General features: G+C 59.6%; 17 protein-coding genes and 1 tRNA gene. 10 read left to right on the top strand and 8 right to left on the bottom strand.

What is annotated here, in order from left to right:
* Positions 1-86 precede the first annotated feature (86 nt).
* Positions 87-935: an EAL domain-containing protein gene (locus ACTIE1_RS05655; RefSeq protein WP_439561412.1), complete on the top strand. Its 849-nt coding sequence runs from the start codon at positions 87-89 to the stop codon at positions 933-935.
* Positions 936-1,300: 365 nt separating this feature from the next.
* Here the strand turns inward: ACTIE1_RS05655 and hrpB are convergent, their stop codons facing one another.
* Positions 1,301-3,778, bottom strand: coding sequence for an ATP-dependent helicase HrpB (hrpB, locus tag ACTIE1_RS05650; protein ID WP_439561413.1), 2,478 nt, complete (start codon positions 3,776-3,778; stop codon positions 1,301-1,303).
* Positions 3,779-3,867: 89 nt separating this feature from the next.
* Between hrpB and meaB the strand changes: the two genes are divergently transcribed.
* The 3 genes from meaB to ACTIE1_RS05635 all read left to right on the top strand — a co-directional run bounded on the left by meaB (position 3,868) and on the right by ACTIE1_RS05635 (position 5,472).
* Positions 3,868-4,896: a methylmalonyl Co-A mutase-associated GTPase MeaB gene (gene meaB, locus ACTIE1_RS05645; protein WP_439561414.1), complete on the top strand. Its 1,029-nt coding sequence runs from the start codon at positions 3,868-3,870 to the stop codon at positions 4,894-4,896.
* 103 nt (positions 4,897-4,999) lie between these two features.
* Positions 5,000-5,287: a 50S ribosomal protein L28 gene (rpmB, locus tag ACTIE1_RS05640; protein WP_439561415.1), complete on the top strand. Its 288-nt coding sequence runs from the start codon at positions 5,000-5,002 to the stop codon at positions 5,285-5,287.
* Positions 5,288-5,395: 108 nt separating this feature from the next.
* Positions 5,396-5,472: transfer RNA gene (locus ACTIE1_RS05635), tRNA-Arg, on the top strand.
* Between the two features lie 482 nt (positions 5,473-5,954).
* On the opposite strand, the gene ACTIE1_RS05630 is transcribed toward ACTIE1_RS05635, so the two are convergent.
* The gene (locus tag ACTIE1_RS05630) at positions 5,955-7,364 is read right to left on the bottom strand and encodes a TniQ family protein (RefSeq protein ID WP_439563306.1); all 1,410 of its coding nucleotides are present in this window, start codon (positions 7,362-7,364) and stop codon (positions 5,955-5,957) included.
* 91 nt (positions 7,365-7,455) lie between these two features.
* Here ACTIE1_RS05630 and ACTIE1_RS05625 point away from each other — a divergent pair, with 91 nt between their 5' ends.
* Complete coding sequence (locus tag ACTIE1_RS05625; protein ID WP_439561416.1) at positions 7,456-7,833, top strand: hypothetical protein; 378 nt, start codon at positions 7,456-7,458, stop codon at positions 7,831-7,833.
* 159 nt (positions 7,834-7,992) lie between these two features.
* Positions 7,993-8,319 carry a hypothetical protein gene (locus tag ACTIE1_RS05620; protein ID WP_439561417.1) on the top strand — a complete coding sequence of 109 codons (327 nt, stop codon included), beginning with the start codon at positions 7,993-7,995 and terminating at the stop codon, positions 8,317-8,319.
* Between the two features lie 261 nt (positions 8,320-8,580).
* On the opposite strand, the gene ACTIE1_RS05615 is transcribed toward ACTIE1_RS05620, so the two are convergent.
* From ACTIE1_RS05615 to ACTIE1_RS05600, 4 genes are all read right to left on the bottom strand, one after another.
* A complete protein-coding gene (locus ACTIE1_RS05615; RefSeq protein WP_439561418.1) occupies positions 8,581-9,753 on the bottom strand; it encodes an enolase C-terminal domain-like protein in 1,173 nt (390 codons plus the stop codon).
* Positions 9,754-9,795: 42 nt separating this feature from the next.
* Entirely contained in the window at positions 9,796-11,070 is a 1,275-nt protein-coding gene (locus ACTIE1_RS05610; RefSeq protein WP_439561419.1) for a TRAP transporter large permease, read from the bottom strand.
* Entirely contained in the window at positions 11,067-11,600 is a 534-nt protein-coding gene (locus ACTIE1_RS05605) for a TRAP transporter small permease (RefSeq protein ID WP_439561420.1), read from the bottom strand. Before ACTIE1_RS05605 ends, ACTIE1_RS05610 begins: the two co-directional genes overlap by 4 nt.
* 110 nt (positions 11,601-11,710) lie before the next feature.
* The gene (locus ACTIE1_RS05600; RefSeq protein ID WP_439561421.1) at positions 11,711-12,739 is read right to left on the bottom strand and encodes a TRAP transporter substrate-binding protein; all 1,029 of its coding nucleotides are present in this window, start codon (positions 12,737-12,739) and stop codon (positions 11,711-11,713) included.
* A 234-nt stretch (positions 12,740-12,973) separates the two neighbouring features.
* On the opposite strand from ACTIE1_RS05600, the gene ACTIE1_RS05595 reads away from it, so the two are divergent.
* Positions 12,974-13,660: a FadR/GntR family transcriptional regulator gene (locus ACTIE1_RS05595; RefSeq protein ID WP_439563294.1), complete on the top strand. Its 687-nt coding sequence runs from the start codon at positions 12,974-12,976 to the stop codon at positions 13,658-13,660.
* A 27-nt stretch (positions 13,661-13,687) separates the two neighbouring features.
* Here ACTIE1_RS05595 and ACTIE1_RS05590 read toward each other — a convergent pair whose 3' ends face one another.
* Together ACTIE1_RS05590 and ACTIE1_RS05585 are read right to left on the bottom strand one after the other, a co-directional pair.
* Positions 13,688-14,611 (bottom strand): 2-hydroxyacid dehydrogenase, encoded by a 924-nt coding sequence (locus tag ACTIE1_RS05590; RefSeq protein ID WP_439561423.1) that lies wholly within the window; start codon positions 14,609-14,611, stop codon positions 13,688-13,690.
* A gap of 145 nt (positions 14,612-14,756) precedes the next feature.
* Positions 14,757-15,374, bottom strand: coding sequence for a TetR/AcrR family transcriptional regulator (locus ACTIE1_RS05585; RefSeq protein ID WP_439561424.1), 618 nt, complete (start codon positions 15,372-15,374; stop codon positions 14,757-14,759).
* Between the two features lie 183 nt (positions 15,375-15,557).
* Between ACTIE1_RS05585 and ACTIE1_RS05580 the strand changes: the two genes are divergently transcribed.
* The 3 genes from ACTIE1_RS05580 to ACTIE1_RS05570 are packed head-to-tail and all read left to right on the top strand — an operon-like array spanning position 15,558 to position 19,302.
* Entirely contained in the window at positions 15,558-16,412 is an 855-nt protein-coding gene (locus ACTIE1_RS05580; RefSeq protein WP_439561425.1) for an FAD binding domain-containing protein, read from the top strand.
* Positions 16,409-16,924 carry a (2Fe-2S)-binding protein gene (locus ACTIE1_RS05575; protein ID WP_439561426.1) on the top strand — a complete coding sequence of 172 codons (516 nt, stop codon included), beginning with the start codon at positions 16,409-16,411 and terminating at the stop codon, positions 16,922-16,924. Before ACTIE1_RS05580 ends, ACTIE1_RS05575 begins: the two co-directional genes overlap by 4 nt.
* Complete coding sequence (locus tag ACTIE1_RS05570; protein ID WP_439561427.1) at positions 16,921-19,302, top strand: xanthine dehydrogenase family protein molybdopterin-binding subunit; 2,382 nt, start codon at positions 16,921-16,923, stop codon at positions 19,300-19,302. Before ACTIE1_RS05575 ends, ACTIE1_RS05570 begins: the two co-directional genes overlap by 4 nt.
* Positions 19,303-19,358: the final 56 nt, after the last annotated feature.

The following is a 19,358-nucleotide window of genomic DNA, read 5'->3' as shown; positions in this document are numbered from 1 at the left end:
ACGCAAGGCATTTTAACAAAACGCCCGAATTTAACTGCCGATTAAGCGCGATGCGGCACATTCCGGAAAAGACTTGGAGTAACCTGATGCCAAACCAATTTTCCGGCAGGCCCTATGACGACGATGTGGCGCATTCTTCCCCTTTTGCCATGGCCGCAGAACAGACACGGCAGGACGCCATCCGTCTGGTTGAAGGCGCATTGCGGGACCGGCGGGCCATGCTAGCGTTCCAGCCCGTGGTGCAGGCCCGCATGCCGCGCCGCGCCGCGTTTTACGAAGGGCTGATCCGGATCATGGACCCGACGGGCAGAATCATTCCTGCGGGTGATTTCATGGGCGCTGTCGAAACCATGGAACTGGGCCGCAAGATTGACTGTCTGGCGCTGGAAATGGGGCTGAACACGCTGGCCGCTGAACCGAATATCCGCCTGTCCATCAATATGTCCGCACGCTCCATCGGGTACCCGGACTGGCTGGCAACGCTGGAACGCGGATTGCGTCAGGACCCCACCATCGGTGAACGACTGATCCTTGAAATCACGGAATCATCGGCGATTGTCATGCCAGATCTGGTGACTGTTTTCATGCAGGACATGCAGGAACGCGGCATCTGTTTCGCGCTGGATGATTTCGGTGCGGGCTATACTGCGTTCCGCTATCTGAAGGATTTCTATTTCGACATCATCAAGATTGACGGTGACTTCATACGCGGCATCAGCGAAAGCCCCGATAACCAGATACTGACACAGGCGCTGGTCTCGATTGCACGACATTTCGATATGTTTACTGTCGCCGAATGCGTCGAAACGGCGGAAGATGCGCGCATTCTGATCGATATGGGCGTCGATTGCCTGCAAGGGTACCTGTTCGGTGCCCCCGACACCAAGGCACCTTGGAAAGTGTCGCATTTGCAGGGCGAGAAGATGACGGGATAGGTGGCCCCGCGCCTGCCCTTCTGTCCGGCACCTGCGCCCGTCTGGGACATGCCGATGCCGATAGGCAAGGCGGAACGGCGGGTCGGCGGGTCGGCGGGTCGGCGGGTCGGCGGAACGATATATGGCGCGCAGGTCGGCGCAAGGTTTGCCGGCCCTAGAAGGTAGGGGATGATGCGTTTCCTGCCGCAGACGACACCCCGCAAGTATGGACTGCAAAAAGGGGCCACCACCGAACAAAGTAGCCCGCAGGGGGCATGGTGTTGCAGCCAGCCATTATGTTGACGCGCGGGGCAATCTCCCCGCCACACGCCGCCCCCCCTTACCCCGGAACAGACACAAAGCGATGCGGCCTTGCGCCTGTCGTGTCAGGGCTGGCGGCGCGGGCGGGCGCGCAGGGTGGGGTCTGCGGTCAGCGGGTCTTCCGGCCAGGGGTGTTTGGGGTATTGCCCCCGCATATCCTTGCGCACATCGCTATAACTGTTTGCCCAGAAACCCGGCAAATCCATAGTTACCTGCACGGGCCTGCGCGCCGGTGACAGCAGAACCACACGCAAGGGCGCGCGGTCCGGGCCAATGGACGGATGCTGCGATACGCCAAACATTTCTTGCAGGCGCACGGCTATTTCCGGTGCATCACCGCTGTAATCAATCGCAACCTTATTGCCCAGCGGCGTGACAAAATGCGCGGGCGCCAACCTGTCCAGGTCCTGCAACTGCCCCCAATCCAGCATGGCACGCAGGGCGGGCAGGATATCAACCGCCCGCAAATCGGCTGCGGTGCGGCACTGTATCAGGGACGGCCCCAGCCACCCTTCCAGCCCCGCCAGCAACGCATCCGTGGACATGTCGGGCAGCCCCACCCCTTGGGCCCGCAGCAATTCCACGCGGGCAATGAGACGGCGCGCGGCATCGGACAGGGGCAGGCCAATGTCGCGCATGCCCGCACAAGCGGCAGTGACCAGCGCGTCAGGGGCGGCATCCTGCCACCGCCGGTCGGCCAGCACCAGCGCACCGAATTGTTCCTGTTCGCGGGCAATGATCCTTTGGTCGCGTCTGGACCAGTCGCAAACCTGCCGCCAGACAATCCGGTCGGCATAAAGCTGGCGCAAACTGCCCTCGGATAGGGCAATCGCCTGCCGGATGCGGGCTTCGCGCGGATTGCCATCGGTATCGGTGACAACAAGCAGACGCGTTTGCGCCAGCCCGTCACCCGCATCCAGAAAGGCCCCCTTGCCCCCTGCAAGCACATAGCGCGGATCATCGCCCTTGCGGCGCAGCCCGATACGGTCGGGATAGGCAAGCGCGACCATTTCCGCGCTGGAATACCCGCGCTTCGGGATATCAGGGACCGAACGCGCCAGACGGCGCGCGTCCTCTCGCAGGCGCGCAAGGGGTGCCTGATTTATGGTATAGGGACGGGTATCGCTGAAGCGGCGCGGATCCTTGTAAGCCTCGATCCGCAAGGCCAGATCGGCGGGGGCCGATTGCAGAATGTCCCGTTCGGACAGCAACGCAGCCAGCGGCGCGGCCTCGCGCCCCGCGCGCAACACCATATGCGCAAGTCGCGGATGCAGCGGCAAACCCGCCATGGCGCGGCCATGCGACGTAATGCGCCCCCCATCGTCAAGCGCGCCCAGATCGCCCAGAAGCGCCCGCGCCCCGGCCAGTGCTGCGGGCGGGGGCGGGGTCAGAAACCGCAGGCCCGTGTCACTGCCCCAGACCGCCAGATCAAGCGCCAGCCCTGCCAGATCTGCGCGCTCGATCTCTGGCGGGGTGAAGGCATGCAGCGCGCCCTCCTCTGGGCGGGCCCACATGCGGTAACACACGCCCGCCGCCATGCGGCCTGCCCGCCCGCGCCGCTGCTCGGCCTCGGCGCGGGTCACGCGTTCGGTCACCAGCCGCGACATGCCGCTGCCGGGATCAAATCTTGCGCGCCGTGCCAGCCCGCAATCCACCACCACGCGCACCCCTTCGATCGTCAAAGAGGTTTCGGCAATCGCGGTCGCAAGGACAAGTTTGCGCCCTGCTCGTGCCGGCATCAATGCCGCGCGCTGCTGCGCGAATGGCAAGGCACCATAAAGCGGGTGCAGCACAGTGTCCGCAGGCAGCCTCGCGCCCAATGCGGCCGCGACCCGCCGGATTTCCCCTTCGCCGGGCAGGAACGCCAGCACTGACCCTGTTTCGTCACGAAGCGCTTGCGCAATCAGGTCGGCTGCGGCGCGTTCAAAACGCACCCCGCGCGCAAGGGGGCGGTCAAGCCAGCGGGTTTCAACCGGAAAACTGCGCCCTTGGGCCGTCAGAACCAGCGCATTGTCCAGCATTTCTGCAACAGGTGCCGCATCCAGCGTGGCAGACATGACGACAAGCTGCAAATCAGGGCGCAGCGCCTCTCGTATCTCCCAACTCAGGGCAAGGCCCAGATCCGCATTCACGGAGCGTTCGTGAAATTCGTCAAAAATCACGGCCCCGATACCCGAGAGTTCCGGATCATGTTGCAACATACGGGTCAGAATGCCCTCGGTCACCACCTCTATTCTGGTGTTCGGGCCTGTTACGGAATCGCCGCGAATGCGGTAGCCAATGCGCTGGCCCACCTGTTCACCCAGTATATGGGCCATATGTTCGGCGGCGGCGCGTGCCGCCAGCCTGCGCGGTTCCAGCATGAGTATGCGGCCCGCGACCTGTTCCAGCAACGCAAGCGGCACGCGCGTTGTTTTGCCCGCCCCCGGCGGCGCTTGCAGCACCACGCGCCCCATATCTGCAAGGGTCGATTTCAGCGCGGGCAGGATATCATCAATGGGCAATCGCATATTGGGGCTTATGCCGCCATTCGGGGCAATCATGCAATGCGCCCTGTCGCGCGACAGGGGCAGGGCTGGACAAACACGGCATTTGCGGGCCATTTGGGACAACGCAAAACACGGGGGGTCCTATGGATATCGCAAGCCTGGCAGATGCGGTGCAACGCGGTGAACGCCGCGCCGTCGCGCGTGCAATCACGCTTGTCGAAAGCACACGCCCCGAACACCGCGCACAGGCAACAGCCTTGCTGGAAACACTGGCCCGCACTGGTCGAGAGGCAATTCGCATCGGCCTTTCGGGCACACCCGGCGTTGGTAAATCCACATTCATCGAGAGTTTTGGCCTGATGCTGGTGGAACAGGGGCTGCGCGTGGCCGTGCTGGCGGTTGACCCGTCCAGCAAGCGCACCGGCGGGTCCATACTGGGTGACAAAACACGGATGGAGCAGTTGTCGCGCAGCCCCAACGCGTTTATCCGCCCCAGCCCCAGCCAGTCCCATCTGGGCGGGGTCGCACGCCGCACGCGGGAAGGCGTGGCCCTGTGCGAAGCCGCAGGATATGACGTCGTGCTGATCGAAACAGTGGGTGTCGGCCAGTCGGAAACCGTCGTTGCGGAACTGTCGGATATTTTCCTGCTGTTGCTGGCGCCTGCCGGCGGGGATGAATTGCAAGGCGTGAAACGCGGCATCATGGAAGCGGCGGATATCATTCTGGTCAACAAGGCAGATGGCGCGTTGAAACCCGCGGCCATGCGCACCTGTGCCGATTATGCGGGGGCCTTGCGCCTGCTGCGCCGCCGACCACAAGATCCCGACGGTTTTCCAAAGGCCATGACAGTGTCCGCACTGGATATTTCCGGCCTTGATGTGGCCTGGTCCGAGATCCGCAAACTGGTGGACTGGCGCCGCACACATGGCCATTGGGACACCCGCCGTGCCGACCAGGCACGCCACTGGTTTCAGGAAGAGGTGCGCCAGACATTGCTTGCGCGACTGGACAGCCCGCAAGCGCGCGGCGTCATGCAGGCCCTGTCCGGACAGGTTGCCGAAGGGCAGATCACGGCAAGCCGGGCTGCGGAAGACCTGTTTGCGCGCATATGGCCCGAAATGCAGCAGACAAATCCGCCGGAATCGCTTGACGCGACGCACGATACCCCCTAATAGCGCGGGAACGAAATTCACGGCGCTGCGCAGCAGTGCCCTTTGGTATGTGGCGGTCTGGCTGTTTTGTCACCCGCCCTTATGAAAAAGTCGAGGAAAAGCCATGTCGCGCCGCTGCGAATTGACCGGAAAAGGCCCGATGTCGGGCAACAATGTAAGCCACGCCAACAACAAGACACGCCGTCGCTTCCTGCCGAACCTGCAAGATGTGTCGCTTCAGTCCGAAGCGCTGGGTCGCAGCTTCAAACTGCGCGTATCATCCGCTGCACTGCGCTCGGTAGATCACCGCGGTGGTCTGGATGCGTATCTTGCACGCGCCAAGGACGAAGAGCTTTCGTCAAACGCCCAGAAAATCAAGCGCGATGTCGCAAAGGCGCAGACCGCAGCCTGAATGATGGCATTGGATTCAGGGCCTCCGGTTTCGCCGGGGGCCTTTTTGCATGAAGCGTAGTGACACCTGATTGCAATTCCACCAGCGATGCGTCAAAACCATCCACACGGTCCCGTAGCTCAACTGGATAGAGCACCTGACTTCTAATCAGGATGTTGGGGGTTCGAGTCCTCCCGGGATCGCCAAGGTTTTTCATGTGTATGACGGGCATATGAGTGCGCAAAACGGCGTTTTTTGCTGCGCACCGTGTCAAGCGTTATTTTTGACCTTCATCAGGTTTTTTACGTAACCATCTGTTATAAATAATAATTTGAGGATTTGAGTCGTCTGGCGCCCGAACTGCGACTTTTCCGGTGGAAGCCGTTGTTTTGATGCGGAGGCCGGAAGTGTTGACCTCCTACCTCTCAGAGCACGCCATTCTCTTCTGATGGTTTCCTGTTCTGAGGCCATTCTTATGGCCTACATATGCCAAGTTTGTCTTGCGCGGCCAAGTCGCCGGGGTTTACGATTTTCCTGTGACGGTAGAGGGTATTAGCCGCATGACAGACGCATTGGTTTGGGAATTCGACGGGCGTTCTGACCGCCTCTACATTCATTTCGACGTCAGCTATCATTTTCTGAAGCTGGATACGTTCATCAAGACGGCGGAAAGCGCCCGGAAGGTGATTCACGCTCTTAACGAGACCTTTTTCAACGACAACCTTGAATACGAATTAATCGTCCTGCCACCGGCAGAAGGTACATTCCTTTCGAAGTTACCCGCGGGCACGTCATCGGCCTTTGCCCCGTCGAGCAGAGTTCTCGGGGTAGCCATACGGTCCACCTCGGCTAATCGAACGACAATCCCGTGGAACCCCACCACTCCAACCCGCCGGCCGACCTTCAAACGCGCATTCCGGACCGCCTCAACCAGTTCCACAAGACTGACCCCGGTTTGCTTTCGCGCGAGTAGAAGCGTGGTCCAGTTCCGGTCATCACCTGATACCGGGACTGAACGAGCGGACAATTCATTGACAAGGGCCATCCCGTCTAAGATGCGCCAAGGTTTCTTCACTTTCTCAACCTGGGTCCGGGGAAACAAGAGTCCCTCTTCGGTCAAGGCTATCAGCTCCATCTTGGTGGCCCCCATCGCCTTCCTCATCGCAATCGGCCCAACGAGGGTTGGGATCTCCGCCAGAAGTCCGGCATGGGCCTGGGCGTCGAATAATCTTCGGCCGAGGGGGCGGGGGTCATTCGGGCGGATCGCCCCGGCTTCGGTCAGGAAATGCTCCAATACTGTCGTCCCGATTCCGGTCTCCTTCTTCGCGGTCAGAAGGGAATGGAGCAGTCGTTCTCGCACCGCCTCCCCCAAGACAACATCCCCCGGGCCGAGGGGCCAGTTGTCCAGGATGCAATCCCGCAGGATATTTCGGAAAGGGTCAAACCCGGATTCGTGCAGATAATCTCGGTTTAACTTCGTATAGAGCGGCCCGAAGGCCTTTTGGGGTTCATCCCACGCCCCGGTTGAAATGGTCGCGATCCGGTCGAGGGCCGCCATGATTTCCGCCGCCCCGTCCACGACGATTTCAAACCCCGCCGCGTGGATCCGCCCGGAAGCGTATTCCTCCCCCGGGCTGTCCTCTCTCAACACGGCCTGCCCGAGTAAGCGGCACAGGGTTGTCACCACAAAAACCGGGTGATCCCTCAGCCATGTGTCATCCCTCCCATCCTCCAACCGCCGGTCAAGCCAGAGGTCATAGGCCGATGGTGCCCGGGCCGGCCGGTCCAACGCCCCAGACATGATGTCCGCTTCGATCTCCCGGAGCCGCGCACCGATATCGAAGCGATCCCGCGGGGCCGCGGCCTGCCACAGGGGGACCAGCGGATGACCGTGGCGGGTGCAGACCGTCACCTCCCGCAGCTGCCAGTCCCCCCGCATGGCCATCGCCCCATACGGCGGCCCCGACGCCCCGGCAGCGTCTTCGCGCAGGCAGACGGGGCAGCCGCGCATGGCTGGGTTCCGGAGCGCCCTGGAGACGTAAAGCTCGCCCCGGAACTGCATCCGGACATTCCCGGCCCGGGTCCCTGTCCAGGACAGGAGCTCAAGGCAGGCGTTCAGATTGAAGATCTTGTGACCGAGGATTTCCTGAAGCGTTTGTCATTCGCTGCCTGTCATCGGTGGGGGGCTGGTGATCGAATTGTTGATTGAAGCCTTCAGTATGTCCGCGCTCACCCCCGACAAGGTTTGCCTGATCGATCACTTCTCTGCGGCATTTTCGCATAAGTCAGGATTTTCTCAGGGGCATTCACCCTTCACCATGCCGAACTACGAGAACAATTTCGATCAGGAAAAGATGCGTCAGATGTATGAAAAAACGCGCAGCAGGAAGTCCCCGGGCCCAACAAGTCTCCAGGCTGATAATCCGGTCATCAACGCAAAAGCCAAGGGCTCGCATCATGCGGGCCCTTTTTTGTTTCTCGGTTTGCCACGAGTGTGCATGGTTATAGTCCTGTTGCGCACGGAATTGACCCTTGTTGATCTTTCTTGTCAAAATACTCTTTTGTAAACAGTTTCTTACAGGAATATTCTAGCTTATGGTTTATGAAGGTGCGCATTCATATGCCCCATCTACATTCATATTACCGTGTTGTCGAAAAAGTCTGCATGGACAGCAGCCAGCAATTGCGCTTATCCTGCGGGATCGTGTCTTATGGCTTGCGCTGACATGCGTTATTTCGCGTATATTCTGATTGTTATTCTAACCCTAAGCGGGCTGTCGCAGGCCCGCATTTCTGCGTTTTCGGAATTTCAGTCAGGTAATTCGCAGCCGCAAACACTTGCTGTGCTGTGCAGCGAGTTCACCGGGCGCGACAGCGAAGAGCACCAGCCCAGCCCGTCAAGCGGCGAAGAGCCTGCGACTTGCCTGACCGACCATATCCATGGCGCGGCCCAGCGGGCGCAACTGCTGTGCGGGCGCGCGTCGGCTGCGCCACATTATCGGCGCATAGCCCAATGTCCGCCTGCACGCGCGCCGCCTGCGCAGATCACATGATCTGACAGGTTCTGCCCGCGCTGCGGGTTCAATATCACATAAATATGGAGTTCGCAGATGGATACTCTGCGTTTGTGGCTGGTGCTCGGTTTTTTCGTGGGCACGGCAGTCTATACCGTTGCGGTGATGATCCTTAATCCGGTCTGATCTGCAATCGGGCAAGTCGGGCAGCGTTGTGGTGGCGAAATCAAGGTTTGCACAACCCTGCCCGCTTGCGCCCCGCGCATGCAGCAAAACTGCATCACAGTGTGCAGATCCGGTTTACCAGTTTGCGATCGTGCCATCGGGCAGTATGGCATCCACGGCCGGAACAACCTCTGGTTTGAAGGGATAGCGCGCGGCAGCCTCCTCGTTGATTTCGACGCCGAAACCCACACCTGTCGGAACCCGCCAATTCCCGTTATCCAACTGCATGGGGTGGGTAAAAATCTCGTCAAACCAAGGGACAAGCCCCACGGCCTCTTCCTGAATGACAAAATTGGGCGTTGCCACGTCAAAATGCAATGCAACCGCACCTGCCACCGGCCCCATCGGGTTATGCGGCGCAACGCCCATCTGGCCGGCCTCGGCGATGGCGGCAATCTTGCGCCCCCCCGTCACCCCGCCGCAATGGCTTAGGTCAGGCTGGATATGTGCAACGGCGCGATGCTCGGCCAGTTCTGCAAATTCGCGCGGTGTGAACAACCGTTCCCCCGTGGCCAGCGGGCAATTCACGCGCTGCGCCAGTCCCGCCATCGCGACAGCGTTGCCCGGCTGGATGGGTTCTTCCACAAAAAGCGGGCTGATCGGCGCAATCACATCAATATAGGCCTTCGCCACTTCGGGGGATGCGGGTCTGCCGTGAAAATCCGTCATAATCGCAATATCGGGGCCGACCCTGTCGCGCACGGCTTGCGCCAGTTTTTCGACATGCAACAAATCCGGCAAGGGCGCTTCATATCCCGAATAGGGCACAAACCCCAGTTTGACAGCATTATACCCCATTTCAACGGTTTCCTGAACCGCATCACAGAATGCGCCAATATCAGCAGTGCCAACCTGCGCACCGATCCGCGCGCGGCGCATATGGGTATAGACCCTGACACTGTCGCGCACCTGCCCGCCCAGCAACTGCCAGACCGGCACGCCCAGATCCTTGGCCTTGATGTCCCAAAGCGCCTGATCAATTGCCGATACTGCCGTCATACCGATTGACCCAAGCGGCCAGAAGCTGAACTTGGTCATCTTGCTGAAGATATGTTCAATCCGGCGCGGGTCTTCGCCAATGACAAACTGTTCCAGATCCTCCAGTGCGCCAAGCACGGCGCGGGTTTTCCATTCCAGCGTTGCCTCGCCCCAGCCATGCAGGCCGGGCTGGTCGGTCTGTACTTTCACAAAAACCCAGTTGCGGTGAATGGCGTTGACAACCACAGTGCTGATGCCCGTAATCTTCATAAAATCCTCTTGCCTTGCGATAGGCCCGTCTTGCAGGGCGCGTTAGTTTAACAAGTCCGGCAGATAGCTTGAAATGCCCGGAATCAGGCAGACAAGGGCGATGGCCAGCAATTGTGCCAGCAGGAACGGCACAAGCGCCCGGATCAACGGATACATTCGTACGCGCCCCACACGCATCATCACGAACAGCACGACACCGACAGGGGGCGTGACCAGACCCATGGCAAGAGTCAGCATGATGACCATGGCCGCCTGCATCGGATCGATGCCAAGCTGGTAGACCACAGGCATAAGCAGCGGTGCAAAGATCAGGATCGCCGCGCCAATGTCCAGAAAGGTGCCCAGAACCAGCATAAGGACCGCGACCGCGAACAAAAACAATAGCGGGCTTTGTTCAAAGATACTCGCGGTTGAGGCCACCCATGACGCGATGCCCAGCAAATTCAGCGCGTAGGACAGGATCGTGGCCGCAGCCACAAGCAGATAGATTGTGGCGGATGTGCGTGCCGCGCGCAAAAACGCCTTCCATAGTCCTTTCAAATCCATCACGCGAAACACGACCATGGACAGGAAAACCGCATAGGCAACGGCGATTCCGCCGCCCTCTGTGGCGGTGTAGATCCCTGCCAGCATGCCCCCGATTATAAGGACCGGCAGGGTCAGGACCGCCACTGCCTCGATGATCATGCGTATGGCCCCGTCGCGGTGGAACACCAGACGTCGGGGTTTCGGAACGCGCTTGCGGAACGCATCAATCGCGACAACCGCAGCGCAGGCCCCGCCCAGCAACAGCCCCGGCAGAATGCCCGCCAGAAACAGGTCAATGACCGACAGGCCCGTGACAGCGGCCATAATGATGGCCAGCCCTGACGGTGGAATGATTGGTCCCACAATCGAAGATGCGGCCGTGACGGCGGCGGCATATTCCTTGGTGTAGCCTTCTTTCGGCATCTCTTCCGTAAACACCCGTCCGAGTGCCGCAGCATCGGCCACTGCCGAACCGGATATGCCCGCAAACAGCACCGACGTGCCGATATTGGCATAGGCCGTCCCCCCGCGCAGCCAGCTTGTGGCTGCGGATGCGATGGAAATCAGCCGCGCGGTAATGCCACCCTGACTCATGATCTCAGCCGCCAGAATGTAGAACGGGACCGCCAGGAAAATGAAGCTGTCCACGCCGGTGAACAACCGCGTTGCTGTCACAGAAAGGGGGATGCCCGACAGCCAGACCCCAAGAATGCCGGCAAGTCCGATGGCGAATGCCACAGGAACCCCGATGAACAACAGGCCAAGGCCCAGAATTGCAACCCAGATCATTGGCCAGCTCCTGTCCGGCCCGTGTCCTGCGTGTCTGCATTGACAGCGCCCGCGTCATCCGGCTCGAACCCTGAAAGCCAGCTAAGCGCAATCTGCACCAGCATAAGGGCCGCCCCGACGGGCAAGGCGGCATAAGGTATGATCATGGGAATGCCCGATGCAGGGGCAGTTTGTGCCGCGTTGCGCAAGGCAAGTGGCCAGCCATAATACAGGATAACCACACAGAAAATTGCGGCGACAGAATACAGCGCCGATTTCACAAACCGCACAAGGTTCGGACGGACCAGTCCTTCCAGAACCTCAATGCCCATATGCTCAACCCGGAAGATGCATGCGACACTGCCCAGCATCATCAGCCAGATCATGGAATATCGCATCACTTCTTCGGTCCAGCTGAAGCCGGTATTGAAGAAGTAGCGCCCGCCGACCTGCGTCAGGTTCAGAAGTGTCACTGCAATCAGCAGAAGGCCCGCAATGATTTCCGTGCTCATCGCAAGCACGCGGGCGGCAAGGGTGGCTATCCGTGTCATCTATGACCCATGAATTCTGTGGCCGCGCGGGCCGCGTTTTCGTTGGTATGGAAAGCGTGGTGCCCGTGGCCCTGCGGCTGGTGCATGGCAAGGCCACGGGCTGGAAGTGATCAATTCCGGTAAAGGGTGGCTTTTGCATCTTCCACAGTTGCGATCAGTTCGTCGACCAGATCATCGCCGACATTGCCGCGGATGAAGTCCAGCACAGCGGGCTGGGTGATTTCCTTGAATGCCGCCTTCTCTTCCGGGGTCGAAACGTGGATTTCCATGCCCAGTTCCTCGGCCAGCTGGCGGCTGAAACGCCAGTCGCCTTCGGTTTTCTGAAGGTTTTCGGTCCACGCCATCAAAAGGGCCGCGTCCTGAATGACTTGCTGATGGCCCGGTTCCAGCGAATTGAACCAGTCGTCATTGGCAATAATGACATGCAGGCCAAAGGTATGTTCGTTCAGGGTGTAATATTTCTGAACCTCGCCATGGCCGCCACCATAGACCACGGCTGGCGGGTTTTCCTGCCCGTCAACCACACCCTGACGCAACGCCATCACCACTTCGGCCCCGCTGATTGGCACGGCTGTCGCGCCAAGCGAATTCACCAGTTCCATGTAAACCGGGCTTTCCATGGTACGGATTTTCAGCCCGCTCATGTCTTCGGGGTTGATCAGGGGCCGGATATTGTTGGTGAAGGACCGGAAACCGTTTTGCGAAAAGGCAAGCGCACGGATGCCGGTTTGTTCCAGAATGTCGTCTTTCATTCTTTCAGCGAATTCGCTTTCCAGAACGCGCCATGCCACAGGGGCAGATTCGAACAGATAGGGAATCGACCAGACCTGCATGGGCGCGTAAAAGCCGCTCATCGCGCCATCAGCCGGAAAGCTGAGTTCGAGACTGCCCTGCTGGACCATCTCGATCATCTCGCGTTCGCCACCAAGCTGGTTATTGGGGAACAGCCGCACGGTCAGTTCGCCGTTGGTTTTGAACTCGACATATTCCTTGAAACGGACAAGGGCATTATATTCGGGGAAGTCCCCCTCTGGAATGCCGATGCCGAATTTAATTTCGGTCGCGTCAGCATGGGACGCACCGAAAGCAAAAGTGGCTGCAGCAAGCGCTGCAGCGCAGATTGCACTTTTCATATTCATTGTTTCCTCCTCCTCCAATCGATCTGGGGCCGCAGGCGGATGTCTTTTTTGATGCCTATGCGTTGCCAGTGCAGGCCGGGTGGCGCTACATAAGATGTAGGATGACTCACTCTAGATCATATGTAAAGAAAAATTGGAGATGTAAAAGATATGCGCCAGATCATCGAAAGCCCTTCGCGCCGACATCTCGACTTGAAGATACCGACTGAATTAATCTCGTCGCTGCCCACTGGCGTGGCCAAGCGATCTGTCGAGATTCTGGGCCAGCGGATCACCAACGATGTGTATTCCCCAGATGAAGTGATGCCGAATGAAGACGAGCTGGCAAATTCCCTTGGCGTAAGTCGCGCCACAGTGCGTGATGCCGTGAAAGTCCTGTCGGGCAAGGGATTGGTGCGCACGGCTAGGCGCTATGGCACGCGTGTCCGTCCGGTTGAGGAATGGAACTTTCTGGATGGCGATGTTGTGTCATGGCATGACCCGTCACACCCGCGCATCAAACAGATCTTCGCGGAAACAACCGAATTGCGCAGTGTCATAGAACCCGCCGCCGCCGCCCTTGCGGCGAAGCGGGGCACCGCAGAACAGGTGCAGACGCTGCTGAAGGCGGCGCATGCCATTCATCCGGCGCATGTCGATGTTGAAACGCTGTTCGCGGCTGACTGCCAGTTTCACGTCACGCTTCTGGACATGACCAGAAACAACGTCATGCGACAAATGCGCCAGATCATCCTGACAATGCTGCGCGTGTCGTATGAGTTCGGTGTGGTAAACCCCGACAACGAGAAGGTCAGCCGAGAGGGGCATATCGCGGTGGCCGAGGCCATCGCCGCACGCGATCACAAGGCCGCACAAAAAGCAATGTCCGAGATGCTGGAATTGAACCGCGCCATCGCCGAAGATTACTGGCTTCGCACATAAGGCGCGGCGCATGGCCCGCAGCGGCTGTCAGCTTACCGGTGTCAACGGCCCGCGCCCCGCGAACCAGCTTTCAAGGTTGGCCAGAACCAGATCGCCCATTGCGTCGCGTGTGGCCCCTGTCGCCGAACCGATATGCGGCAGCAAAACAACATTGGGCAGCGCCATCAAGGCCGCAGGCACATTCGGTTCATCCACAAAAACATCCAGACCACTGGCGCCCAGACGCCCGTTCTCAAGCGCCTTGATAAGAGCTGCTTCGTCCACGACCGACCCGCGCGCGATATTGATCAATACCCCGTCAGGCCCCAGCGCCTCTATCACGTCCTTGCTGACCAGCCCGTCGGTCGCAGCCCCCCCCGGCACAACGACGATCATCACGTCACAGGCCTGCGCCAAGGCAAGCGGGCTGTCATAATAGGCGTAACTCAGTCCGGTTTGCGGTGTTCTTGTGCAATAGGCAACCTCCAGCCGCATGGCGACCAGCCGGTCCGCAATGGCCCGCCCTATCCGGCCCAGCCCCAGTATACCGACACGGCGGCCGCGCAGGGAACCCGACAACGGAAACCCGCCGGATGGCCATTTCCCCTCTCGTACGAACCGGTCAGCCTGCGGGATCCGGCGCACGGTTGAAATCAGCAGACCGATCGCCAGATCGGCAACCTCATCTGTCAGGACATCGGGCGTATTGGTGACAACCACATTCGCTGCGCGCGCTGCATCAACATCAACAGTGTCATAGCCCACACCAAATTTCGCGACGATTTCCAGCTTGGGCATGCGCGCGAACAGGTCTGCACCAATGGGCATTGATCCAGCCGCAGCGATCCCGCGCACCTGTTTCAGGATCGGCGCATCGGCGGCCAGTGCTTCCGGGCCGACAACGTCATAGGTCTGAAGCTGTGTGCCAGTTGCGGGAAAGCGGGCGGGAACGAACAGGGCAATCTTTTCCATTTGGCACACTCCTGAATACGCGCGGGGCGGCCTGTTGGGGGTGTCGTCAGGCCGCATGGCGCGGGGCAATCATAGATACCGCAATGTACGGCCTGTTACCGCAATAGGGGCAAGCGGCAGCTTTGGTCAAGGTTGGCAGGGCAGGTCAGGGCGAATCAACCGGAATACCGAAATCACGCAAAAACCGGTCAACGGCGCGCGCAATAATCGCGTTGTCATGCTCTACCATGGGCATCTGATAGACATATTTCCGGATTCCAATATAGACGATTCCGCCATGCAGGTTCCAGACATCCTCGAAATCCGGTTCGCGCCGGGTGGTCGCCTGCGACCGGATTTGCGCAAGGATCGGTTCCAGAACCAGCAGTCGCAAATGGTCCAGATACCGCCTGTTCAATTCCGCGCCCGCAAGCCCCGAAAACATGAAAATGCGCATCCACTCGTAGCTGAAAATCGCATCGGCGTATTCAGTATAGAACTGCACCAGCCGGTCCCGTAGCGGGCGCGAGGAATCTTCAACCAAATCAGGCCAGTGCGCTGCAATCCGGTCCAGATAGACACGGTTGTAGACGGCTTCGATAAGGTCGGCCTTGGTCGCAAAATACTTGAAGATAAGGGACTGGGTTATCCCCATGTCCTTGGACAGGCTGCGCGTGTTTCCATCCAGCCCATGCTCGGCGAAATAGATGACGGCTGCATCTATGATCTGTTCACGGCGTTCTTCCGGTGAAAGCCTTCGACGAAGTGTCTTTGCTACTTCCATGCGTATGTCCCGTCCGCTGCATCTTCAAAAACCAGTGCGTCGAATAAATTTTTTCTTTGCACGAATTTCCCCTCTTGCCAAATCAGAATCCTTTATAGATCATTTGCTCAATAAGGATCAACGCCCAAGCGCACCCCTCTGGGAGGAGAGAGGCGCAGGGGCCGGACAGACGAAGGAGGGGTCATGAAAGCGTCAGTCGCCGGATATGCGCGTGCGCAATCCTTGGACCATATGTTTGAATTGCTGGGCAGCGCGCAAGGCGAAGCGCGAGTCATAGCGGGCGGTCAGTCGCTGGTGGCATCGTTGAACCTGCGACTGTCGGACGGGGCGCTGCTAGTAGATATTGGCCATCTGTCCACCTTGCGCGGGATAGCGGTTTCCGGCGGCTTCCTGCGTCTGGGCGCCCTGACCCGCCACGCGGAGCTGGCACAAGACCCGCTGGTTGCGACGCATGCCCCCCTGCTTGCGCAAGCCGCACCCCTGATCGCGCATGCTGCCATCCGTTCTCGCGGGACATTGGGGGGATCACTTGCCAATGCCGACCCCGCCGCCGAACTTCCTGCCTGCATGATGGCCCTGGGCGCGCATATCCTGCTGCGCAGCCCAAATGGCGAACGACGCATTCCGGCAGACGATTTCTTTGAAGGGTTGTTCATGACCGCCCTGGAGGAGGATGAAATCATCGTCGCTGTCGATGTGCCGTTAATGGCCAGATCCGAGAAGCATGTGATACAGGAACTGACACGCCGTTCGGGTGATTATGCGATTGTCGGGCTGGCCGCTGTATCACGGCCGCAGAATATTCGGCTGGCCTATTTCGGGGTATCCGACACGCCCGTTCTGGCAACAGGTGCCATGCAGGCGCTGAATTCGGGCGCACCGCTGGAAGATGCGATCAACGCGCTTCAGGATGATCTTGATCCTGAAAGTGACCCACATGCAAGCGCAGCCTACAGGCGGCATCTGGCGGGGGTGCTGTTGCGCAGGGTTATGGCGGATCTGAACACCACTGACACCGGGATGGAGCAGGCACAATGAACCAGGCAGCATTTGAACAACAGGTAGATGTGTCCCTGACCGTGAACGGGGAACGTGTTGACGCACGCGTGCCTGCGGGCCGCCATGTTGTCGATTTCCTACGCCTTGATCTGGGCCTGACCGGCGCGCATGCCGGTTGCGAACATGGCGTTTGCGGGGCCTGCACCTTGCAGATTGACGGCCAGATCGTGCGGGGATGCCTGATTCTGGCGGCACAGCTGAACGGGGCGGATGTCTGGACCATAGAAGGGGTCACGGACAGCAAGGAGATTGCCGATCTTCAGGACAATTTCGTCGCGCGCAACGCCTTGCAATGCGGCTTTTGCACACCCGGTATGATGTTTGCCGCGCGCGATATCCTGACCAGTCACACAGGTGTTCCCAGCCGCGAGGATATCCGCGAGCATATCTCGGGGAATTATTGCCGGTGCACGGGGTATGAAGCCATCGTTGACGCTATTGAGACCACTGCCCGCACCCGGTCATCCACCCGAAAGGAGATCGCGGAATGAGCATCCGGTTTGATAATCCCGACCGCCCCAACAGCTATATCGGCCGCACAGTCCCACGCCCGAATGCACGGCGTCTGGTCGAAGGGCGCGGGCGCTATGTTGATGATATCGTGCTGCCGCGCATGCTGCATGCTGTTTTTGTGCGCAGCCCGCACGCCCATGCACGCATATTGGAAATAGACACCGAACAGGCGCGCAATGCGCCGGGTGTGCGCGGTGTATTCACGGGCGCGGATCTGGCGCAGCATTGCACGCCATGGGTGGCTGTTCTTGCCCATCTGAAAGGGCTTAAATCCGCCCCGCAGCACCCGATTGCGGTTGATCGTGCAACATGGACAGGCGAAGCCGTGGCCGCTGTTGTGGCCGACACCCGCCTGCAGGCCGAAGAAGCCGCCGCATTGATCGAGGTGTCCTACGAGCCGTTGCCCGCCCTGACGGATATGCGCACAGCGCTGGACCCTGACACGCCGGTCTTGCATCCGGAACTGGGCGACAACCTGACCTTCCAGCGCGAGCATGTCACCGGCGACCCCGCCGGGGTCTTGCGCACAGCCCCCATCGTTGTCGAAGCGCGTTTCAAAACGGGCCGTCATACAGGCGTTTGCGTGGAGCCGCGTTCGATTCTGGCAGATTTCAACCGCGCCGAACAGCAGCTGACTGTCTACCATTCCACGCAGGCACCGCATATGATGCAGGTCGTCTTTGCCGAACATCTGTCATTGCCCGAAGGGGCAGTGCGCGTCATATGTGGCGATGTCGGCGGGTCCTTCGGGATCAAGGTTCATGTCTATCCTGACGAGGTGGCGACAGCGACCATTGCCAAAATCCTTGGCCGGCCCGTCAAGTTCATTGCCGACAGACTGGAATCCTTTGCGACGGACATTCATGCGCGCGACCACGAAATCGACGCCCGCATGGCGCTGGACAAGGATGGCCGCATTCTTGCGCTGGATATCGAGGATTTGACGGGCATCGGCCCCTATTCGGTCTATCCGCGCACATCTGCAATCGAGGGCAATCAGGTGGTCAACCTGTGTGGTGGCCCCTATGATTTTGCCCATTACCGCGCGCGGACAACAGTTGTGCTGCAAAATAAATCCCCGACCTGCCAATATCGTGCAGTGGGCCACCCAATCGCTGCGGCTGTGACCGAAGGCATGGTCGATCTGGCGGCAGAAACGCTTGGGCTTGATCCTGTTGAGCTGCGCCGCAGGAACCTGATTGCCGACACGGCCTATCCCTACACATCGCCAGCGAATATGCGGTTTGAGGGGCTGTCGCACCAGAAAAGCCTGAACAAACTGATCGAGATGATGGACTATGACGGGCTGCGCGCAGAACAGGCCAGCTTGCGCGAAAAAGGGGTATATCGCGGCATTGGCATCGCCAGCTTCATCGAACTGACAAACCCCAGCCCGTTCATGTACGGGATTGGCGGGGCGCGCATATCGGCGCAGGACGGCTGCACCGTTCGTATGGACCCTGACGGGTCTGTCGTGGCCATGTCGGGCGTGACGGAACAAGGTCAGGGAACCGAAGCGATGCTGGCACAGATCACCGCAGAAGCGGTTGGCGTGCCCGTAAATCAAGTGCGTGTCATCACGGGGGACACCCAGACAACACCCTATGGGGGCGGCACATGGGCGTCACGCGGCGCAGGCATCGGCGGCGAGGCGGCGCTTCAGGCAGGACGCGCGTTGCGTGACAATATCCTGTCCGTGGCGGGCGCAATGCTGCAATGCCCGCCCGACAGTCTGGACATTGTCGACGGGCAGATTGTCGATCTTGGAACCACAACATCGCGCCTGCCCTTGTCGGAACTGGGGCGGATTGTCTATTTCCGCGGCGATACCTTGCCCAAAGACCTGCCGCGGGAACTGGTTGTCACGCGCCACTACATCACCAACGAATACCCCTTTGCCTTCACCAACGGTGTGCAGGCCAGCTATGTCGAGGTTGACCCCGAAACCGGCTTTGTCAAACTTCTGAAACATTGGTGCGTTGAGGATTGCGGGCGCGTCATCAACCCGCAGCTTGTCGACGAACAAATTCGCGGCGGCATCATCCAGGGCATCGGCGGGGCACTTTACGAAGAAAGCCTGTATGATAGCGAGGGCCAGTTGCTGAACGCGAATATGGCCGATTATCTGGTCCCCATGGCCGCTGAAATGCCTGACATGATTATCGGGCATGTCGAAACACCCACGCTTGAATCCGAATTGGGGGCCAAAGGCGCAGGCGAGGCCGGAACCGCCGGTGCGCCTGCCGCTGTCATGAATGCGATCAATGACGCTATCCGGCCTTTGGGTGGGCGTGTCACCAGCATGCCCATGACCCCCGAGCGTATTCTGCGCTCTATTCACCGATTGCCGGACTAAGGCACATAATCCGGCAAGCCAGACCAACTTCACCGCTGTCTTATAGGGAGGAACAG

It is taken from the genome of Roseinatronobacter sp. (assembly GCF_051859525.1).
Classification (GTDB): domain Bacteria; phylum Pseudomonadota; class Alphaproteobacteria; order Rhodobacterales; family Rhodobacteraceae; genus Roseinatronobacter.
Note: the sequence above shows the minus strand (reverse complement) of the source record. Positions and strands in the feature narration are given on the sequence as shown.

Coding starts and splice junctions, on each gene's coding strand:
- ACTIE1_RS05655 (WP_439561412.1), top strand. CDS start 87: ATGCCAAACCAATTTTCCGGCAGGCCCTATGACGACGATGTGGCGCAT.
- hrpB (WP_439561413.1), bottom strand. CDS start 3,778: ATGATTGCCCCGAATGGCGGCATAAGCCCCAATATGCGATTGCCCATT.
- meaB (WP_439561414.1), top strand. CDS start 3,868: ATGGATATCGCAAGCCTGGCAGATGCGGTGCAACGCGGTGAACGCCGC.
- rpmB (WP_439561415.1), top strand. CDS start 5,000: ATGTCGCGCCGCTGCGAATTGACCGGAAAAGGCCCGATGTCGGGCAAC.
- ACTIE1_RS05620 (WP_439561417.1), top strand. CDS start 7,993: ATGCGTTATTTCGCGTATATTCTGATTGTTATTCTAACCCTAAGCGGG.
- ACTIE1_RS05615 (WP_439561418.1), bottom strand. CDS start 9,753: ATGAAGATTACGGGCATCAGCACTGTGGTTGTCAACGCCATTCACCGC.
- ACTIE1_RS05610 (WP_439561419.1), bottom strand. CDS start 11,070: ATGATCTGGGTTGCAATTCTGGGCCTTGGCCTGTTGTTCATCGGGGTT.
- ACTIE1_RS05605 (WP_439561420.1), bottom strand. CDS start 11,600: ATGACACGGATAGCCACCCTTGCCGCCCGCGTGCTTGCGATGAGCACG.
- ACTIE1_RS05600 (WP_439561421.1), bottom strand. CDS start 12,739: ATGAATATGAAAAGTGCAATCTGCGCTGCAGCGCTTGCTGCAGCCACT.
- ACTIE1_RS05590 (WP_439561423.1), bottom strand. CDS start 14,611: ATGGAAAAGATTGCCCTGTTCGTTCCCGCCCGCTTTCCCGCAACTGGC.
- ACTIE1_RS05585 (WP_439561424.1), bottom strand. CDS start 15,374: ATGGAAGTAGCAAAGACACTTCGTCGAAGGCTTTCACCGGAAGAACGC.
- ACTIE1_RS05580 (WP_439561425.1), top strand. CDS start 15,558: ATGAAAGCGTCAGTCGCCGGATATGCGCGTGCGCAATCCTTGGACCAT.
- ACTIE1_RS05575 (WP_439561426.1), top strand. CDS start 16,409: ATGAACCAGGCAGCATTTGAACAACAGGTAGATGTGTCCCTGACCGTG.
- ACTIE1_RS05570 (WP_439561427.1), top strand. CDS start 16,921: ATGAGCATCCGGTTTGATAATCCCGACCGCCCCAACAGCTATATCGGC.